This is a genomic window from Acidithiobacillus sp. 'AMD consortium' (assembly GCF_008926505.1).
Classification (GTDB): domain Bacteria; phylum Pseudomonadota; class Gammaproteobacteria; order Acidithiobacillales; family Acidithiobacillaceae; genus Acidithiobacillus; species Acidithiobacillus ferridurans.
The window spans coordinates 2,454,543-2,471,272 of the sequence record NZ_CP044411.1 but is presented as its reverse complement, the minus strand read 5'-3'; the positions used below and the strand labels follow the sequence as shown (position 1 = coordinate 2,471,272).

The window sequence follows — 16,730 nt, the reverse complement described above, 5'->3', positions numbered from 1 at the left end:
ATCCTGGCCCCGGCGGTTCCATTTCACCAGAAAGGCAACGGGCGCACCGGAGGTCTACCGGCACGTGGCGTCGTACCGGGCGATGGCCTGGGCGATGTCCTTGCCATGGAATCCGGCATCAGGCGCACCAGCAAGGGGCCTGCGTCAACTGCAGGGCCCGGGGGCAGGACGCGATCCAGGGTGGCATCCATCGCCTCGGCGCTGTGTTGGGTGCCTTCGCGCAGTTCCATGCCGATGCACCAGCCATCCTGTCCCAGATACGCCGCAATGGGGGCATAACCCACAAGCCGGCATAGGTCCAGCCAATGCCCTCCTTGCGGGTATCCGAGTTGTCCAGAGTGAAGACGTCCATGTCCAAAGCCACCCCGCCACAGGACTGGGGAGTGACGGGCACCTTGGACTGCTTCACTAGTTGCAGCAGGGATTCATCCAATACGGGCAGAACGCCTCGGCCTTGGCATCCAGTCTCTGGCGCAGGGTGGGACTCGACGGGATAGCCCGTAAGCCCAGGGCTTCGCCAAAGAACCGGTCTTCCCGAAAAGCGCTCAATGGCGTCGAAATCGAACTTGCCCAGACACAGCAGTCCCCAGTAGGCAATGAGCACATCGCTGTTGGGGATGCCGCTGCGGACGGGAAAATGGGGATCAATGATCTGCCGCAACCGGGAAAACCGGGCGATGGCCTTACCGGCCAAGACCAAACCCGCCAGTGGAGTCAGGGTTTCATGGCCCTGACGAAGGATAAATTGCACCGGTTCCATACGCACCCATCAGGTGAACGGCGAATGGCCATATTATCCCATAATAATCAAATTGTTGAAACGGATTTTGTGGGGTTGGCCCACGGATTCAGGTTCAAAGTTACCATCACTTGCGGTTGGCTGCCAACGGTTTTTCTTGGAATTCACGGGAAGCTGCATATAGAAAAACCCCGCATTTTCTTGTGGTTATGTATATTTCAGGAAGCTGCTGGATGTGAATTTGGCGGTGGGGTGGTACCCCGCATCAAACGACTATTGAAAGGACGGAATCGAAGCGCTGCGGGCTGCGCGAACCATTGCGAACTCCATCGACAAGCCTGCCGGTAAGGCCATCGGCCGTGGACGATCAAGCGCGATTTTCACCCTGATTGGTGACCGGAAAGGCTGCTCAACCTCGTCTGCTTTCCGGGGCCAGTTCAATTCCCAAAACGGGAATCAAACCCGCGTCCGACGCCTCGACCAACACCACACCCATTTACGCCCATTCAAGCCAAGCTCCGCTGGAGGTAATGCAACCGCATTGACAAGACAATGCGACTGCATTACCATCCAAGCGTCAACCCAAATCCGCAGGAGACTGCCATGGCCGCGACCCTCGAAGTCGAATCCACTCTCACCGATCGCTACCAGACCACGGTGCCGGAAACCGTGCGTCGTGCCCTCAAGCTGGGCAAGCGCGACAAGATCCACTACACCATTCGCCCCAGCGGAGAGGTGGTGCTGACGCGCGTCCAAGCATCCGACGGTGACGACCCTGTGCTCGGTCAGTTTCTCGGCTTCCTGGCCGCCGATATCACTCGCCATCCTGAGCGGCTGCAAGCTGTGGATGCCGGCCTCGTCCAACGCCTCCAGTCGCTGGTCGGCGGCGTCGATGTCGATCTCGATGCCGCCCTGTCGGCAGACGATGAATAAGTGCAGGGAAGCCTGAGCCCTTGGTCATTCATGGCTGGACGGTCTTCGCCCATCCACTGTTCCTGGCGCAGATTGAAGCGCTGGCGCGGCAGGTCGAGACTCTGAAGCAGAAGGACCCGGCCGGGTACGTAAAAAAGAACGCCAGCAAACGGCTGGCCGCGATCACCAAACTGGCGTTCGATGTCATCCCGCAAGATCCGACGCGACCGGAGTATCGCCAGGGCGGGACGCTCGGTGACGATCACAAGCACTGGTTTCGGGCCAAGTTCTTCCAGCAGTACCGACTATTCTTCCGCTACCATGCCCCGAGCAAGGTGATCGTCTACGCCTGGGTGAATGACGAAGACAGCAAACGTGCCTTTGAGCGCAGCGACGACGCCTACCGGGTGTTCCGCAAGATGCTGGAAAGCGGGCATCCGCCGGATGACTGGGATCAGCTCCTGGCTGAGGCGCAGAAAGAATCGCAGCGGATGCAGGAATCATTGGCCAGGGCGGCAGCAGCGCAGTGATTGGCGCAGCGTGCGTCTACTCGTACCCCATCTTGAGCTCCTGGGCCTGGGTAAGCGGGATCTCAGGCTACCCACTTGAAATGGCCGAGGGCCAGAAGTTCTATATCTGGAATAAGGTTGATGTTCACACTTCAAGGCGTTAGCGAGGTCTGGGTAAACTCCAGTGTCGATACAAGGCCATCATGCGCAGAATAAAGGTCAGTGATGCGCCAGCCAGGGTACTTTCGATGGAGGGTAAATGCAGAAAATCGCCAACCAGAGTAATCGCTGCTCCTAACAAGGCCGCCGACGCATAGATTTCTGCGCGCAGAACCACAGGAATCTGGGCTGTTAAAATGTCGCGCACCATGCCGCCGCCAATGCCGCTGATCATCCCCAAAACTGCTGCCATGACCGGAGATAAGCCAAAAGTCAAAGCCTTTTGTGCTCCCGTGGCAGCAAAAACACCAAGGCCGGCAGCATCGAAAAGTAGCACTGGGTGGCGCAGGTGATCAAAAAGGTGATGAAAGAAAAATACACCGACACCTACGAGAACCGCCAGGGCCATGATATGCCAGTTGGCGATGGCTTCTGGAGGGGTGGCACCGATGAGCAGGTCCCGTAAAATGCCCCCTGAAACCGCAGTAACAACGCCCAATACGACAATACCAAAAATGTCCATTTGACTGCGCACCCCGCGCATTGCCCCGCTGATGGCAAATGCGAATATCCCTAACAGGTTGATCAGGTCCAGGAAGAAAGTTGTGGTGGTATGACTCAACTGCACGGCCTCCGTCGTTTGTTTAGGTTTTTGCGCCAAAAGATTAGCGCCGGGGATACTATACGGTTAGGTAACTGCGTGAGAAGGGGGATAAGCCAAAATGCGTCCTTGTTGCGTAGTCTCATTGTGACTACAAGACGGGTGTCTGAACCTTCCTGGAGAACTACCATGAGCACCACCACCGACACCTACGTCCGCGCCCGCATTGACACCAATACCAAGGAGCGGGCCGCCAGCGCGCTTGAATCAATGGGGCTGTCGGTTTCCGACGCCATTCGCCTGCTGATGCTGCGCATCGCTGACGAACACCGACAGGGCTGATGCAGCAAATCGCCCCGATCTCGAATCGGATACGAACGCATCTTTCTTCTGACGCCACGCGGATTACGCTGCCCGCGACTGGTTACCGCCCGTCATGAGGCAATCTCAGCCAGGACGCTGTATATCCATGCTGACCTACTCCGAGGGGGAATAGAGCCAGCGGCGGGTAGCCGGCGATAGTAGTACGCGAATGGTATGCGAGAAAGACAAATTTTCAGCGGCCTGCCCGGTTTGGGCCGCCGCTTCGGTCGGGTTCATCCAGTTGGTGACCAGGCGATAGCGGGGTTCCGCATCGGGGATCCCGTCCAGGGTGTATTCGATGACACGCACCCGGGCACCATCGCGTCCCTTCTTCCGGTCTTGGGCACTGGCATAGAGGTGCTGAGGCAGGACCCATCGGCCAGCCCTCCTCTCGGGGCAGCTTCAGGACGCTACCGAGGCGGAACAACTCTGGCATAGAGCACCATGGCCAGATAGCCTACGGTCAGGTAATCCGCCAAACGCACACCCGCTGATCATTGCGCTTTGTCCTCGCCATAGCGCTGCCTCCATCATGGGTAACCCGGCTATAGTCTCACAGAAATCCAACTGGCTAAACAGTATTTGGTCTAACATGCGGCGGTTTGCCTGATTGATCCAGCAATCGGTAGCCAGGTGGGGATCAATCTGTCCAAAGCCCACGAAAAGGGCTAAAAAAATACTGGAAATACGCAGATAAAGTAGGGATACTTTGTAAAAATCGCCTGAGAAAGGCGAGGGTGGGGGGGCACCTCTATCTCAAACTGAACAATTTTTGTTATTCGAGGTGCCCTGATCCGGTTTCTGCGGGTGCAAATCAGATGCAAACAGGGCCTATTGTGATTGTGCTATTTCGTGGTGTCATCTGGTATACACCACAATGTTCAACTGGCTATATTTTCAGCAGATTCATCCGAAATTGGAAGGTTTTTAAAGGCGTCCATACAAAGTCTGACGCTGTTCATGAAGCTGAAAAACCAGGACCAGCCGAATAGATGCCGGTCATCGGCGCACCATGAATACTTACCGATGACGTGATATCCGGACTTCCTGTTGGTGATTTTTCTGTTTAGTCAAAAAGTTACATTTTTTCTAAAATTAAATGTAGGAGCTTTAACATGTCAAAAAAGCCAAAATCTATTGCTTTTGTATTTGGCTTGCTATCCGGACTTTCCGGGTTAGCATATGCAGATGGTTTCTCCATTCCACCACCACTAAAATTTAATGCCGGTCCCCTAGGAAAACTTGACGTCCAGGGTGTTGCCTCTGCTATGGTCTTTGCACAGACCAACCCTGCCGGCACAGGCCTCAACGGTAAAAATTTTGGTGCCGGGATAACCAACGGTTTGATATCCATCAGTAAGCCTACCGGCCTTATACAGTTTTATCTGACTGCCGGTGTCTATGATTTTCCAAACCTTGGGCAACCCTTCCATTCTGCAAGCACTGCCTTACAAGACTTTACCGCGCTCCCGTCTGCCTATCTTACTATTGCGCCATTGAGTAATTTTTCTGTTAGCATCGGGCAGCTTCCCACTCTGATTGGTTATACTGGAACACTTGATTATAACCGCATGAATATCGAGGGAGGATTTCCGTGGACTATTCAACCGTCATTTAGTCGCGGCATCCAGATCAACTATTCCTATGGGCCAGTATCGGCATCGGTTTCTTGGAATGACGGATATTTTTCCAATCGTTATAACGTTATATCGGGCTTGCTGACCTATACGATCAACCCGGAAAACTCGGTTTCCATCTACGCCGATGGAAATACAGGGCATACCGGCACGATCAATGATGTGAACTCGTTACGCTTCTCTAAAAATGGTTATGTAGATAGCTCACTGGTATATGACAATAGTAATGTTTATGGTTTTTACTACACCTATAGCGGTTCGCTTTTTACCATAACTCCGGAATTACAGTACATGTACACTCCAATCAATCGGGCTTTTGGTACGACTCAAAGTTCCAACGACATCAGCGCCATGATCCACGCAGACTATTATCTCACCAAGAACTGGTCTATTGCAGCCGGTGTCGACTATGAACACGCAACTTCAACTGGTGAGGCTGCGGCGGCGACGGGCGGCTATTTTGGTTATGGTGCGGGATCTAGCGCTTTCGGAGTGATGATCACACCAACTTATGTAGATAACTGGTATTTTATACGAGATGAACTCTCTTATGTTCACCTCACCAACTATTCCTCTGGTTTCAGCACTGGTAATAGGCCTGATCAGTTCAGAGATATTCTGGAAACCGGGTTTTGGTTTTGATCGAAGGCGAGCAATATAAGTAACTGAACCCGGAATAGTGGCGTCAGCTTTGGTTTGATCGCGCTCAGCATTGGAACGCAAAACCTGCATCAGGTGCAGGACCAGTTCGCCGCCCAGCTCTGGTCGACTGAATTGCCGTCTTGAAAGTGTCTGTGATACCAGACACCCTACGAGGTCTTTTAGGCTTCAGGTTTCCTGGGTGCAGAGGGAGGGTGGTTGTTATTTGAATTCGCCGGCCCAAAAAACCCCACAAGAAAAGAGAGGTGGGCGGCGGCATCGTGCGCCATGTACCATTTCATGGTATGGCTATCATCCAGACCATCGGAACGCGAGCGCCCTGCAAGGGCGGCACAGAAATGGCGCGGCCCCCACTGAGAACTATGCCACAACGTGCCTGACTGCTTGAAAATATGGGGTGGCTGATGGGGCTCGAACCCACGACAACCGGAATCACAATCCGGGACTCTACCGACTGAGCTACAGCCACCATTGACAGAGGGCAGATCATACAATGGCCGACGCCCGTCCGCAAGGCCGGTGAAACGGCGATCAATCCATGAACAGCGAACTGACCGAGTCCTCTTCCGCAATCCGGCGGATGGTTTCGGCCAGCAGCTCGGCAACGGACAGTACGCGGATCTTGGCGCTGGCCCGGGCATCCGGCCTGAGCGGTATGGTGTCGGTGACGACCAGTTCGTCCAGATCGGATCGCTCGATGCGCTCCATGGCGGGGCCGGACAGTACGGGGTGAGTACAGTAGGCGCAGACCTTGACGGCGCCCCGCGCCTTGAGGGCATGGGCCGCTTCGCAGAGGGTGTTGGCGGTATCGACCATGTCGTCCACGAGAACACAGGTGCGGCCGTCCACGTCTCCAATGATATTCATGACGACCGATTCGTTGGGGCGCGGTCGGCGTTTGTCGATAATGGCGAGATCCACTTCAAGGCGCTTGGCAATGGCGCGGGCGCGGACGACGCCGCCTACGTCCGGGGAAACCACAATCAGCTCCGGATAGCTCTGGCGCCAGATGTCGCCGAGGAGAATGGGTGAGGCGTAAATATTATCCACCGGCACATCGAAGAAGCCTTGAATCTGGTCAGCATGTAGATCCATGGTGAGGACCCGGTTGGCACCAGCGCTGGTAATGAGATCGGCGACCAGTTTAGCGGTGATGGCTGTACGTGAGCGTGACTTGCGATCCTGACGGGCATAGCCGAAATACGGCATGGCGGCGGTGATGCGATTGGCCGAAGCGCGTTTCAGTGCGTCGATCATGGTCAGCAATTCCATGAGATGATCGTTGGTCGGCGTGCAGGTAGGCTGGAGCACGAAAACATCTCGCCCGCGCACGTTTTCCAGTATCTCAACAAAGACTTCGCCGTCGCTGAAGGCGCTGACTTCGGCGCGGCCGATAGGAATTTGCAGGAAGCGCGCTACCTGGGCGGCCAGTACGGGATTGGCGTTCCCGCTGAAGACCATGAGATTGCCGTGGGCCATGTGATGTCGTTCTCTCTTCGCAGGTGGCAAAACAGTCCGAGGATAATTTGGCTGGGGCGCCAGGGATCGAACCTGGGAATGCCGGAATCAAAATCCGGTGCCTTACCGCTTGGCTACGCCCCAATAATCATTGCTCGGCGGGATCGTAAAGTGGGTGCTGGTTACATCCGCGTACCGCCCATGCCCGCCAGGGCGGGGGCGCCAGCGCGGCAACCTGCTGTGCGGCAACGGCATCTGCCACCACCCCGAAAACGCAGGCCCCGCTACCCGTCAGCCGAACATCGCGCACGCCATGGTCTCTTAACCAGCGTATGCTGCGATGGACTTCGGGATAGCGAGCACACACCACGGATTCCAGAGTGTTTTCCGTCGCCCCGCCGAGAAACGCGCTTATTGTGATGGGCACATGGTGCCGTGTCAATTCAGGAGCAGTGAATATCTCCCGGGTACTAACCGATATCTGCGGATGCAACAGCACATAGTGGCTTTCCTGGAGGGCATCGAGTGCCTGTAGGCGTTCGCCCACTCCCTCCGCCCAGGCGCTGCGCCCGAATAGGAACACCGGAACGTCGGCGCCAAGGCTGGTGCCGATCTCCATGAGTTCCGCGCGACTCAGACCGGTACGCCACAGTCGGTTGAGCATGATGAGGGTGGTGGCGGCATCCGAGGAACCACCCCCGATGCCACCCCCCATGGGCAGAATTTTTTCCATACGAATGTGGACCCCCTCGCGGACGGCACCGACCTTGGCCAGGCATTGCGCGGCGCGGATACTGAGGTCATCGGCTTCTGCCACGCCTGTAGGTCCACCACTGCGGGAAAATTGTCCGGCAGGGCGCGAGCTGAACCATAGCCGGTCGGCCAGGTCGATAAACTGGAACACCGTTTGCAGTTCGTGATAGCCATCGCTGCGCTGGTCGATAACGCGCAGCATCAGGTTCAGCTTGGCGGGGGCGGGATAACTTTCGCTCATGGAGTGCCGGGATTCCCCATGCGCCATTGGGTGATGGCCAGGCGCAGGGTGATGCCCTCCGGCCCCGTGGCCTGGAGCAGCTTGGGCATGGTGAGGCCGCCTACCGGCGCATATTGGAGATATTGGATCCGCCAGGGGCCGCTGCGCAGGACTTCGGGCAGACCTGCGGCATTCTGCCGCTCCGTCGCCGCACCGCGGCGCAGGCCAAGTATCCAGTCCGGCAATTCATTCGCCGGTAGATCAACATGGAGGACCAGCGCAAGGAGCGCCTCCAGAGTATCCGCCTGTCGGACATCACCGTTGGCCAGTTGCAGGTGCGCGCCTCGGGGATCGACGGTAATGCGGGCGACCGTGCGGCCGAGGGGGTCGTAAACGGAGAACTCCTGGCGCCGGGGGGACTGCTTCCAGTCGAATCCGAAGTCTTCACTGCTTTTGGGGGTGCTGAGCGCTGCCTGGCCGCTGGCTTGCCACTGTTTCAGGCTGGCGACGACCTGGTTTCTCTCGGCCGTCGGCAGGATGACCCCGGGGGATGGCGAAACGGGAGGGGTGGTCGCACAGGCGGACAGCACGCCGGTAAGCAGGAGTGCGGCCAGTGTGCGAACGGTTCTCCGGAACCGAAGCCGGGTGGGTCGCATGGCGTGGGGAATCCTCATGGCTGGCGGTTGAGCGCCCTTCTGAGGGCAGCATCATCCGGGTGTTTTTGCAGCGCGTGCTGCCAGACCTGCCGTGCCTCCGCATGGTGTCCCAGCGACCAGAGGACTTGTCCGAGGTGTGCGCTGATATCGGCCTCATCCGGCAGTGCCGCATGGGCCCTCTGCAGATATCCCAGAGCTCGGTCGTTGTCACCCTGCGCATGATAGAGCCAGCCGACGCTGTCCAGAATCTCGGGATTGTCAGGGTTCAGACTCAATGCCTTGGTGAGCAATTTTTGTGCTTCGGCCAGGTCGCTGTGCCGCTCCACCAAGCTATAGCCAATGAAATTGTAGGCTTGTGCATGGTTCGGCGCGAGGTGGATAACCATACGCATGGCTTTTTCCATGGCCGGATAATCCTTCAGTTGCTCATAGATGGCACCCTGGGCGTACCAGAGGCTGGGCTGCTCCGGCATGCGTTGCAAGGCGCTGCTGATTACCTGCAGGGCCTGTGGAAGGTGACCGCTGTCCTGTAGCAGGCCCGCTTCCAGCAGCGGAATCTGCGCATCCTGCGGATGCGCGGCCGCCAGTGCCCGCAGTTTGTCGGTAGCCTTGTCGTGATGACCCAGCAGGTATTCCACCCGCGCGCTGCGCAGTTCGACTTCAGGGTAGAGGGGACCCGAATGGATGCGTTGGTACCACTGCAGCGCCTCTGCCCATCGGTCCTGCGCCTCGTAGAGGCGGCCCAGATAGTAGACCGGGACGGGAGACTGGGGCGCCAGATCCCGGGTGCGCAGCAAAACGCTTTCCGCTCTCTTCCAGTCCTTCCGGTCGATGTCCATGAGTCCGAGAGAAAGGAGGATGTCGGGGTCATCAGGGTTCTGCCGCGCCATGTCCTGATAGAGGCGATAGGCTTGGGTCAGGCCGCCCATCTGGAGATAGAGCGCCGCCAGATATTGGCGAGCGAGGGTAGCCTCGGGATGGCTGGCGGTAAAGCTTTGAATGCTGCGCAAGGCGGCTGCCGGACCTTGAACGGCCTGCAGGGCTTCGGCGAGGCTGATGGCGGCTTCCTGCCAGTCAGGGCGGATGCCGAGGGCCTTTTCCAGCCAGGAGATGGCATGTTCCGGTCGTTTTTCAAGGAGATCGATGCGCCCGAGCGCGTAATAGGCGGCTGCGGATTTCGGGTCTTTATCGGCCAGTGCGCTCAATAACCGCCGCGCCTCACCGCTGCGCCCGTGGGTCACCAATAACTCGGCGAGCTGCAGGGTGACCTTCGGATCGTCGGGGAAGCGGGCCAGCGTGGCCTGCAGCAATTGCAAGGCCTGCTCGTCCTGGCCTGTGGTAAGCAGCAACGCGGCTTCAAACTGATCCGCTTCGGCGCTCCCCGGGGCGGCCTGCCGCCAGCGTCTGGCGAGTTGCAGCGCATCCTGAAAATCGCCAAACCGGGCGATAGCCTGCGTTGCCCGCCCGAGAACATTGGGTTCTGGTGCCAGCTTGGCGGCTTCCTGCCAGGCGGGGATGGCCAGTTGCGGTTCCTGCCGTGCAGTGGCGAACTCGGCCACCAGCAGATAGTAGAGCTGCTTCCCGGTCATGCCATCCGAAGCGGAATCGGCGGCCGCACCTCCGGCGGTAAGGCACAGTGCAATACCCGCCACGATGCCCCCAAGCCTGCTCCTCATCCGCTCGTTCTCCACGTTTTTGCCAGCGGGCACAATACCCGTTGGGGCTCCGGCTTGCAATCCTGTCCGGCATCGGCGACAATCCAGCCCCCTAATCGTCGCTCCGCAGGGACGGTCACCACCATTTTCTGCTTCGGACTGAGTCACCATACTGCCCCCATCGCGGTCCGGGAAAAAGTCGCTTTTTCGCCGGAGAGGCTTGCTGCAGCCTATCACGACCTGGCGGAGCAGGGCTTGGCTGCCGAGTCGCTGATCATATCCACCTGCAACCGCACGGAAATCTATGTTCACGGCGGTGCTGGCTACCATCGTCAGGCCCTGCAGGACTGGCTCTGCCATTTTCACGGCGTGGACCCGCGATTGCTGGATGGGCATATCTACCATTCGAGCGATGCGGAAGCCGTGCGCCATCTGTTTCGGGTGTCCTGCGGGCTGGATTCCATGATCATCGGAGAACCGCAGATTCTCGGTCAGGTCAAGGATGCCTATCAGGCGGCGGCGGATAGTGGTGCCGCCGGGCCGGTATTGAATCGCCTGCTGCACTGGGCCTTCCGTGTGGCAAAGCGGGTGCGCTCGGAGACCGCCATTGGTTCGGCCCCGGTCAGTGTCGCCTATGCGGCCGTATGTTTGGCCAAGCAGTTGCTGGGCAGCCTCGAAGGCAAATCGGTGCTGCTGATCGGCGCCGGGGATACCATCGAACTGGTGGCGACCCATCTGCGTGAGCATGGGGTGGAGAGATTCGCCGTAGCCAACCGCAGTGCGGAACGCGGTCAGCAACTCGCCGAAAAATTTACCGGCGACTCCCATGCGCTGGAGGCTATCCCCCATCTGTTGCACGATGCCGACGTGGTGGTCAGTTGCACCGCGAGCCTGCTGCCCATAGTGACGCGGGAAACGATCTCTGCAGTCATGGCACAGCGGGCGCGGGGTGATCTGATGCTGGTGGATCTTGCCGTACCCCGGGATATCGCCCCGGAGGTGGAAGGTGTTGCGCAGTGTTTTCTCTATACGCTGGACGATCTGAACGATATCGCCCAGGCGGGCGTGCGCGCCCGCCGCGAGGCGGCGTCGGCGGCGGAGCTGATCATTGCCGATGAGGTCGGCGAGTTTCAGCAATGGCGGGAGAGTCTGGACGTGGTGCCCGCCATCCGTCGTCTGCGTGATCATGTGGAGGGACGGCGCCAGGAGGAGCTACGGCGTTTTAGCCATTACCTGGATCAGGGGCAGGACCCTCGTGCGGTTCTGGAGGCCTTCTCCAAGGCCTTGATGAATAAAGTACTTCACGATCCCATCGCGACCCTTCGCCAGCCTTGTCAGGACGCGACCAACGAAAGTCTGGTCGCGGCACTGGATATTCTCTTTCGTCTCAGCGACGCCGAAGGATGAGTCTCAGTCCGCGGTTGCAGAGCCAGCTTGAGCAGTTGGCCTTTCGTTTTGATGAATTGAGTCAGTTGCTGGCGAGTCCTGGTGCGGCTGACGATACCCAGCGTTTTCAGAGCCTCTCCAAAGAGCTGGGCGAGATCGGCCCGGTCCTGGAACTGCTCCGCCGGTATCAGCAGCGGCAGAGGGATCGGGACGAGGGCGGGCGTATGCTGATGGAAGAACAGGATGCGGAACTGCGTGCGCTGGCCATCGAAGAGGTTGCGGCGGCCGAGGCAGAGCTCGACCAGATCGAAGCAGCCCTGCGGGTACGCCTATTGCCCAAAGACCCCAATGATGATCGTAGTGTCTTTTTGGAGGTGCGGGCAGGGACCGGTGGTGAGGAGGCCGCGCTCTTCGCGGGAGTGTTGGCCCGGATGTATACCCGTTATGCCGAGAGTAAGGGCTTTGCGGTGGTCATCCTTTCCGCCTCCGAATCGGAACGGGGCGGCTACAAGGAGGTCGTGCTGGAAATCAGTGGACGTGGTGCTTACTCCTGCCTGAAATTCGAATCGGGCGGACATCGGGTGCAACGGGTGCCCGAGACCGAGACGCAGGGCCGCATCCATACCTCCGCCTGTACGGTGGCGGTACTGCCCGAGGTGGATACGGTGAGCGAGATCACCATCAATCCCGCCGACCTGCGCATTGATACCTACCGTGCCAGTGGCGCGGGGGGGCAGCACATCAATAAAACCGACTCCGCCATCCGCATCACCCATATCCCCTCCGGTCTGGTGGTGGCCTGCCAGGAAGACCGCTCCCAGCACAAGAACCGGGCGCGGGCCATGGCGCTGCTGCAGGCCCGTCTGCTGGAACAGGAGCAGGAGAAGCAGCAGAGTGCGGCGGCGCAGACCCGACGTCTGCTGGTGGGTTCCGGAGATCGCTCCGAACGCATCCGCACCTACAATTTCCCCCAGGGGCGGATCACCGATCACCGCATCAATCTCACGCTGTACCGGCTGGAAGCGGTGCTGGAGGGTGATCTCGATGCCGTGATTGAACCGCTGATCAAGGAATATCAAGCCGATCTCCTGCAGCATATGGGTGATGACCTCTGATTCAGGCGTGGCACACCCTCTGTCACGCAGCCTGCGCGACTGGCAGCATCATCTGCGCGAACGACTGCGGGTAGTCAGCGATCAGCCGGAGCAGGAAGCGCGCTGGTTGCTGGCTGCTGCCCTGGGACTGGATACGACAGCCCTGCTCCGCAATGCCTTGCTGCCCATTCCTGCGGACCAGGGAGAACAGATTGCCGCACTGCTCGCCCGGCGCCTCGCTGGAGTCCCTCTGGCCTATTGTCTGGGTGAGTGGTCTTTTTACGGGCTGGACCTGCGCGTTAGCCCGGAGGTGCTGATCCCCCGCCCGGATACCGAGACGTTGGTGACCCTGGCTCTGGAGGGACTGGCGGAGGAGGGCGCGGGGCGTGTGCTCGACCTTGGCACCGGCTCCGGGGCCATTGCCCTGGCCATCGCCCTGGCGCGGCCGCAGACGGAAGTCTGGGCCGTGGAGCACAGCCCGGCGGCATTACGGGTGGCGCGCGCCAACGGTGCGCTTCTGGCGCCGCGGGTACATTGGCTGGAAGGCGACTGGTATGCGCCACTGGATGATGCCCTGCGTTTTGACCAGATAGTAGCCAACCCCCCTTATCTGGCTGATGACGACCCTCATCTTCCCGATTTGCACCATGAGCCCCGGGACGCCCTGGTGGCCGGCCCCCGTGGCCTGGAGTGCCTGGAACGCATCATTGCCGGCGCATATGAACGGCTCTCGACCAGCGGCATGCTCCTGCTGGAGCATGGCCCGGATCAGGGCGCCGCGGTGCGTCGCCTGCTCGGCAACGCCGGTTTCTGCGCCGTGCGGACCCACTGTGATCTGGCCGGGCGCGAACGTGTGAGCAGCGGAACGAGGATCTAGTCATGCCCGAGTTGCCCGAGGTCGAAGTCACCCGCCTGGGTATCGCTCCCCATCTGCGGGGGCGGCGCCTGGAGGGGGCCGTGGTGCGGGACGGCCGCCTGCGACTGCCCGTGAATGACGACCTTGCGGCGCGGGTGAGCGGGCAGCGTCTGCTGAACCTGCGGCGGCGGGGCAAGTACTTGCTGCTCGATCTGGAACGGGGAACGATCCTGATCCATCTGGGAATGAGCGGACACCTGCGCATCCTCCCCCAAAGCGCCCCGGTGCAGAAGCACGATCATGTCGATTTGCTGTTTGCGGACGATCTCTGTCTGCGCTTTCATGACCCGCGCCGGTTTGGAGCCGTACTCTGGCTTGCCGATGCCGACCGCCATCCCCTCCTGCAGCATCTCGGGCCGGAACCCCTGGGCGATGCTTTCGGCGCGGAGTACCTTTACCAGCGGGGCCGAAATCGGCAGATACCGGTCAAATCCTTCCTCATGGATGCCCATATCGTTGTGGGCGTCGGTAATATTTACGCCAACGAATCGCTGTTTGCGGCGGGTATCGATCCACGCCGTCCTGCGGGACGGATCGCCCTGCCGCGTTACATGAAACTGGTGCAGTCGGTGCGCGCCGTCCTGGAGGCCGCCATTGCCCAGGGTGGAACGACCTTGCGTGATTTTACCCGACCGGATGGCGGGAATGGATATTTTCGACTATCTCTGGCGGTGTATGGACGAGAGGGGGAGCCTTGTACACATTGCGGTGCGCCGTTACAGAGCGTCCGCATCGGTGGCCGGGCGACGATCTATTGTTCTCGATGTCAGCGCTGATGGGTCGGGAGTAGGCATGAGTGAATCGGGTTTGTTGGAATTGTCCCCCATTCTGCAGGGGCTGCGCGCGTTGAACGGCTGGCGGCAGGACGTCATTAGCGGCCTGCATGGGATGGCCGCGATGATGGCTGATCTGGGCCTGTTACCCAGCGGGGCCATGCTGCAGATGGAAACGCTGGCTTATGAAACGGAGCAGGACAGCTTGCGTATCGCCTTTGTCGGCGAGTTTTCCCGCGGCAAGACCGAGCTGATCAACGCGCTCTTTTTCTCGGATATGGGGACGCGGCTGCTGCCCTCCGGTTCCGGCCAGACCACCATGTGTCCGGTGGAGATCCGTGGTGCGCCACAGGGGCGACCGGGGTTGCAACTGCTACCCATTGCCAGCCGTAGTCTGGATGTCAGTATCGAAAAACTCAAGAGGGCGGGGAGCGCGTGGACGCGCCTGCCGCTGCCGCTGGAAGAGAAAAGCGAACTCAACCAGACGCTGTTGCATCTTACGGAAACGGTTTGTGTGACGGTAGAGGATGCCCGTCGCATCGGGCTGTGCCCGCCGCTCAATCGTACGCCCAAGGACCGCGAACGCACCGTTTGTCCATCCTGTGGACTCGGTAAGGTGCTGATTCCGCGCTGGCGTCATGCCCTGCTGTATCTGGCGCATCCCATGCTGGACGCCGGCCTCACGGTGCTGGACACTCCCGGCCTCAACGCCATCGGGGCAGAGCCTGAACTGACTTTTGGCATGCTTGCCGACGCTGACGCCATCATTTTTGTGCTGGGCGCGGACACCGGCGTCACCCAGAGCGACCTGACCATCTGGGAACAGTATCTGATACGCAATGCGCACCAGAAGCAAATCGTGCTGCTCAACAAGATCGATACCCTCTGGGACGAATTGCGTGACTGGTCCGGGGTGGTGGCGGAAATTGAACAGCAGGTGGACAAAACGGCGGAACGACTGCATGTGCTCCGTGAACAGGTGATCCCGGTTTCCGGCCAGAAGGGGCTCGTTGCCCGGATCCGCCGGGACCGGAAACTGCTGGAACGCAGTGGGATGGCTGCCCTGGAGCGTTCCATCGCCGAAGTGCTGCTGCCCGCACGGCAGGCGGCCATTCAGGCTAAATGCCGGGCGCTGGTAGAGCGTGTCGTCATGGACCAGAAGAGGCTGCTGCGTGAGCAAATGAACAGAATCACGGTGCAGATGGAGAGCATGCGCAGCCTCAAGGACCGGACTGCAGAGAAGGTGCCTGAACTGGTGGAGCAACATCGTCGGTTGCTAGGGAGTTTTGAGGCTGACCGGCAGGCCTTCGAAGGGAAAAAGGCGGTTTTCCGGCAGGCGGTTGAAGAGCTTCTGTTGGCCCCCCTGGCGCCCGCATCCTTTGATTTCGTGATCAGCAACGCCAAAGCGGAAATGCTTTCCGCCTGGACGACGGCCGGTATCGTCGAACGCTTCAGACGTTTCTTCGCGGAGGCCATAGCCCACTTCGATACTGCGCTGCAGGGTGCGCAGCAGGTATCGGAACTGGTGGCCGGGGAGTATCAGGCGCTGCAGAAGCACTATCGTCTCCCCGCACTGAGGGCAGTGCCCTATGCCATCATGCCGCGGCGGGCGGAGCTCATCGACATGGCGGAAAATTATGAGCGATTCGGGATGATGCTGGAGATCGCCGTGAATACCCAGAGTGCGGTGGTGCGCAAGGCATTCCTCACCGTAGCCGGGCGGACCCGGGATTTTGTCGTGGAAACCAGGCGAGAGGCAGAGGTTTGGGTGGATGAGATCATGGCAGTCTTGAACCAGCAGTTACAGGTTTATCACGATAACGCCGAAGAAGAACTCACGGCGTTGCAAAGTATTGTCCAGACGATGGGCAATATTGACACCCGCATTCAGCAGTTACGGCAGAACCTGCAAGCCGCGGAGGAACAGGCGGCCCGTCTTGACCGTCACGCGGCGCCGTTGCTCCGCTTGTTGCGGGAGCCGTTCAGCACTGCCCGATAAGCCGCAGAAATTTCTGTTGCAGGGCCTCCGGCGATTCCGCATGGTCAGGGTCGCTGACAATGCAGTCCACGGGGCAGACCTCTTTGCATTGCGGAGTGTCGTAGTGACCGACACACTCGGTGCAAAGGTCGGGATCGATGACATAGATCCGCGTGCCCATGCTGATGGCGTTGTTGGGGCATTCCGGCTCGCAGACATCGCAATTGATACACTGATCGTTAATGAGCAGGGACATCGTGT

The 16,730-nt window shown here is 59.3% G+C and carries 16 protein-coding genes, 2 tRNA genes and 1 pseudogene; 9 read left to right on the top strand and 10 right to left on the bottom strand.

Annotated elements, in window-relative coordinates; all coding sequences use genetic code 11:
- Positions 1 to 118: 118 nt before the first annotated feature.
- Positions 119 to 760 carry a hypothetical protein gene (locus F6A13_RS12950; protein ID WP_192796469.1) on the bottom strand — a complete coding sequence of 214 codons (642 nt, stop codon included), beginning with the start codon at positions 758 to 760 and terminating at the stop codon, positions 119 to 121.
- Positions 761 to 1,342: 582 nt separating this feature from the next.
- On the opposite strand from F6A13_RS12950, the gene F6A13_RS12945 reads away from it, so the two are divergent.
- The gene (locus tag F6A13_RS12945) at positions 1,343 to 1,672 is read left to right on the top strand and encodes a type II toxin-antitoxin system PrlF family antitoxin (protein ID WP_113525968.1); all 330 of its coding nucleotides are present in this window, start codon (positions 1,343 to 1,345) and stop codon (positions 1,670 to 1,672) included.
- Positions 1,673 to 1,692: 20 nt separating this feature from the next.
- Positions 1,693 to 2,181 carry a type II toxin-antitoxin system YhaV family toxin gene (locus F6A13_RS12940; RefSeq protein ID WP_225981842.1) on the top strand — a complete coding sequence of 163 codons (489 nt, stop codon included), beginning with the start codon at positions 1,693 to 1,695 and terminating at the stop codon, positions 2,179 to 2,181.
- 139 nt (positions 2,182 to 2,320) lie between these two features.
- Here F6A13_RS12940 and F6A13_RS12935 read toward each other — a convergent pair whose 3' ends face one another.
- Positions 2,321 to 2,947: a trimeric intracellular cation channel family protein gene (locus F6A13_RS12935; RefSeq protein WP_172959400.1), complete on the bottom strand. Its 627-nt coding sequence runs from the start codon at positions 2,945 to 2,947 to the stop codon at positions 2,321 to 2,323.
- Positions 2,948 to 3,109: 162 nt separating this feature from the next.
- Between F6A13_RS12935 and F6A13_RS12930 the strand changes: the two are divergent.
- Positions 3,110 to 3,253, top strand: a pseudogene (locus F6A13_RS12930) (type II toxin-antitoxin system RelB/DinJ family antitoxin); the annotation flags it as partial.
- A gap of 144 nt (positions 3,254 to 3,397) precedes the next feature.
- Here F6A13_RS12930 and F6A13_RS12925 read toward each other — a convergent pair.
- A complete protein-coding gene (locus F6A13_RS12925; RefSeq protein WP_126604369.1) occupies positions 3,398 to 3,592 on the bottom strand; it encodes a hypothetical protein in 195 nt (64 codons plus the stop codon).
- Between the two features lie 806 nt (positions 3,593 to 4,398).
- Here F6A13_RS12925 and F6A13_RS12920 point away from each other — a divergent pair.
- Positions 4,399 to 5,562 carry an outer membrane beta-barrel protein gene (locus F6A13_RS12920; protein WP_113525972.1) on the top strand — a complete coding sequence of 388 codons (1,164 nt, stop codon included), beginning with the start codon at positions 4,399 to 4,401 and terminating at the stop codon, positions 5,560 to 5,562.
- A 411-nt stretch (positions 5,563 to 5,973) separates the two neighbouring features.
- On the opposite strand, the gene F6A13_RS12915 is transcribed toward F6A13_RS12920, so the two are convergent.
- From F6A13_RS12915 to F6A13_RS12890, 6 genes are all read right to left on the bottom strand, one after another.
- Positions 5,974 to 6,049, bottom strand: a tRNA-His gene (locus F6A13_RS12915).
- Between the two features lie 62 nt (positions 6,050 to 6,111).
- Positions 6,112 to 7,059 carry a ribose-phosphate pyrophosphokinase gene (locus F6A13_RS12910; protein ID WP_113525973.1) on the bottom strand — a complete coding sequence of 316 codons (948 nt, stop codon included), beginning with the start codon at positions 7,057 to 7,059 and terminating at the stop codon, positions 6,112 to 6,114.
- A gap of 48 nt (positions 7,060 to 7,107) precedes the next feature.
- Positions 7,108 to 7,182, bottom strand: a tRNA-Gln gene (locus F6A13_RS12905).
- A 4-nt stretch (positions 7,183 to 7,186) separates the two neighbouring features.
- Entirely contained in the window at positions 7,187 to 8,032 is an 846-nt protein-coding gene (gene ispE, locus F6A13_RS12900) for a 4-(cytidine 5'-diphospho)-2-C-methyl-D-erythritol kinase (RefSeq protein WP_126604368.1), read from the bottom strand.
- Positions 8,029 to 8,667 carry a lipoprotein insertase outer membrane protein LolB gene (gene lolB, locus F6A13_RS12895; RefSeq protein ID WP_225981841.1) on the bottom strand — a complete coding sequence of 213 codons (639 nt, stop codon included), beginning with the start codon at positions 8,665 to 8,667 and terminating at the stop codon, positions 8,029 to 8,031. Before lolB ends, ispE begins: the two co-directional genes overlap by 4 nt.
- Before the next feature lie 14 nt (positions 8,668 to 8,681).
- Positions 8,682 to 10,343, bottom strand: coding sequence for a tetratricopeptide repeat protein (locus F6A13_RS12890; protein ID WP_126604366.1), 1,662 nt, complete (start codon positions 10,341 to 10,343; stop codon positions 8,682 to 8,684).
- 54 nt (positions 10,344 to 10,397) lie between these two features.
- Here F6A13_RS12890 and hemA point away from each other — a divergent pair, with 54 nt between their 5' ends.
- Genes hemA through F6A13_RS12865 form a run of 5 tightly spaced genes read left to right on the top strand, consistent with a single transcriptional unit; the run spans position 10,398 to position 16,490 of the window.
- Entirely contained in the window at positions 10,398 to 11,729 is a 1,332-nt protein-coding gene (hemA, locus tag F6A13_RS12885; protein WP_113525976.1) for a glutamyl-tRNA reductase, read from the top strand.
- Positions 11,726 to 12,823, top strand: a complete 1,098-nt coding sequence (gene prfA / locus F6A13_RS12880) for a peptide chain release factor 1 (RefSeq protein WP_113525977.1) — start codon at positions 11,726 to 11,728, stop codon at positions 12,821 to 12,823. The genes hemA and prfA overlap by 4 nt, the downstream gene beginning before the upstream one ends.
- Positions 12,813 to 13,679 (top strand): peptide chain release factor N(5)-glutamine methyltransferase, encoded by an 867-nt coding sequence (prmC, locus tag F6A13_RS12875; RefSeq protein ID WP_126604365.1) that lies wholly within the window; start codon positions 12,813 to 12,815, stop codon positions 13,677 to 13,679. Before prfA ends, prmC begins: the two co-directional genes overlap by 11 nt.
- A 2-nt stretch (positions 13,680 to 13,681) precedes the next feature.
- On the top strand, positions 13,682 to 14,494 hold the full coding sequence (gene mutM / locus F6A13_RS12870) for a bifunctional DNA-formamidopyrimidine glycosylase/DNA-(apurinic or apyrimidinic site) lyase (RefSeq protein ID WP_126604364.1): 813 nt from the start codon (positions 13,682 to 13,684) through the stop codon (positions 14,492 to 14,494).
- A gap of 16 nt (positions 14,495 to 14,510) precedes the next feature.
- Entirely contained in the window at positions 14,511 to 16,490 is a 1,980-nt protein-coding gene (locus F6A13_RS12865) for a dynamin family protein (protein WP_126604363.1), read from the top strand.
- On the opposite strand, the gene F6A13_RS12860 is transcribed toward F6A13_RS12865, so the two are convergent.
- Positions 16,474 to 16,725, bottom strand: coding sequence for a YfhL family 4Fe-4S dicluster ferredoxin (locus tag F6A13_RS12860; RefSeq protein WP_126604362.1), 252 nt, complete (start codon positions 16,723 to 16,725; stop codon positions 16,474 to 16,476). The two genes, F6A13_RS12865 and F6A13_RS12860, sit on opposite strands and share 17 nt — an antisense overlap.
- Between the last annotated feature and the right edge of the window lie 5 nt (positions 16,726 to 16,730).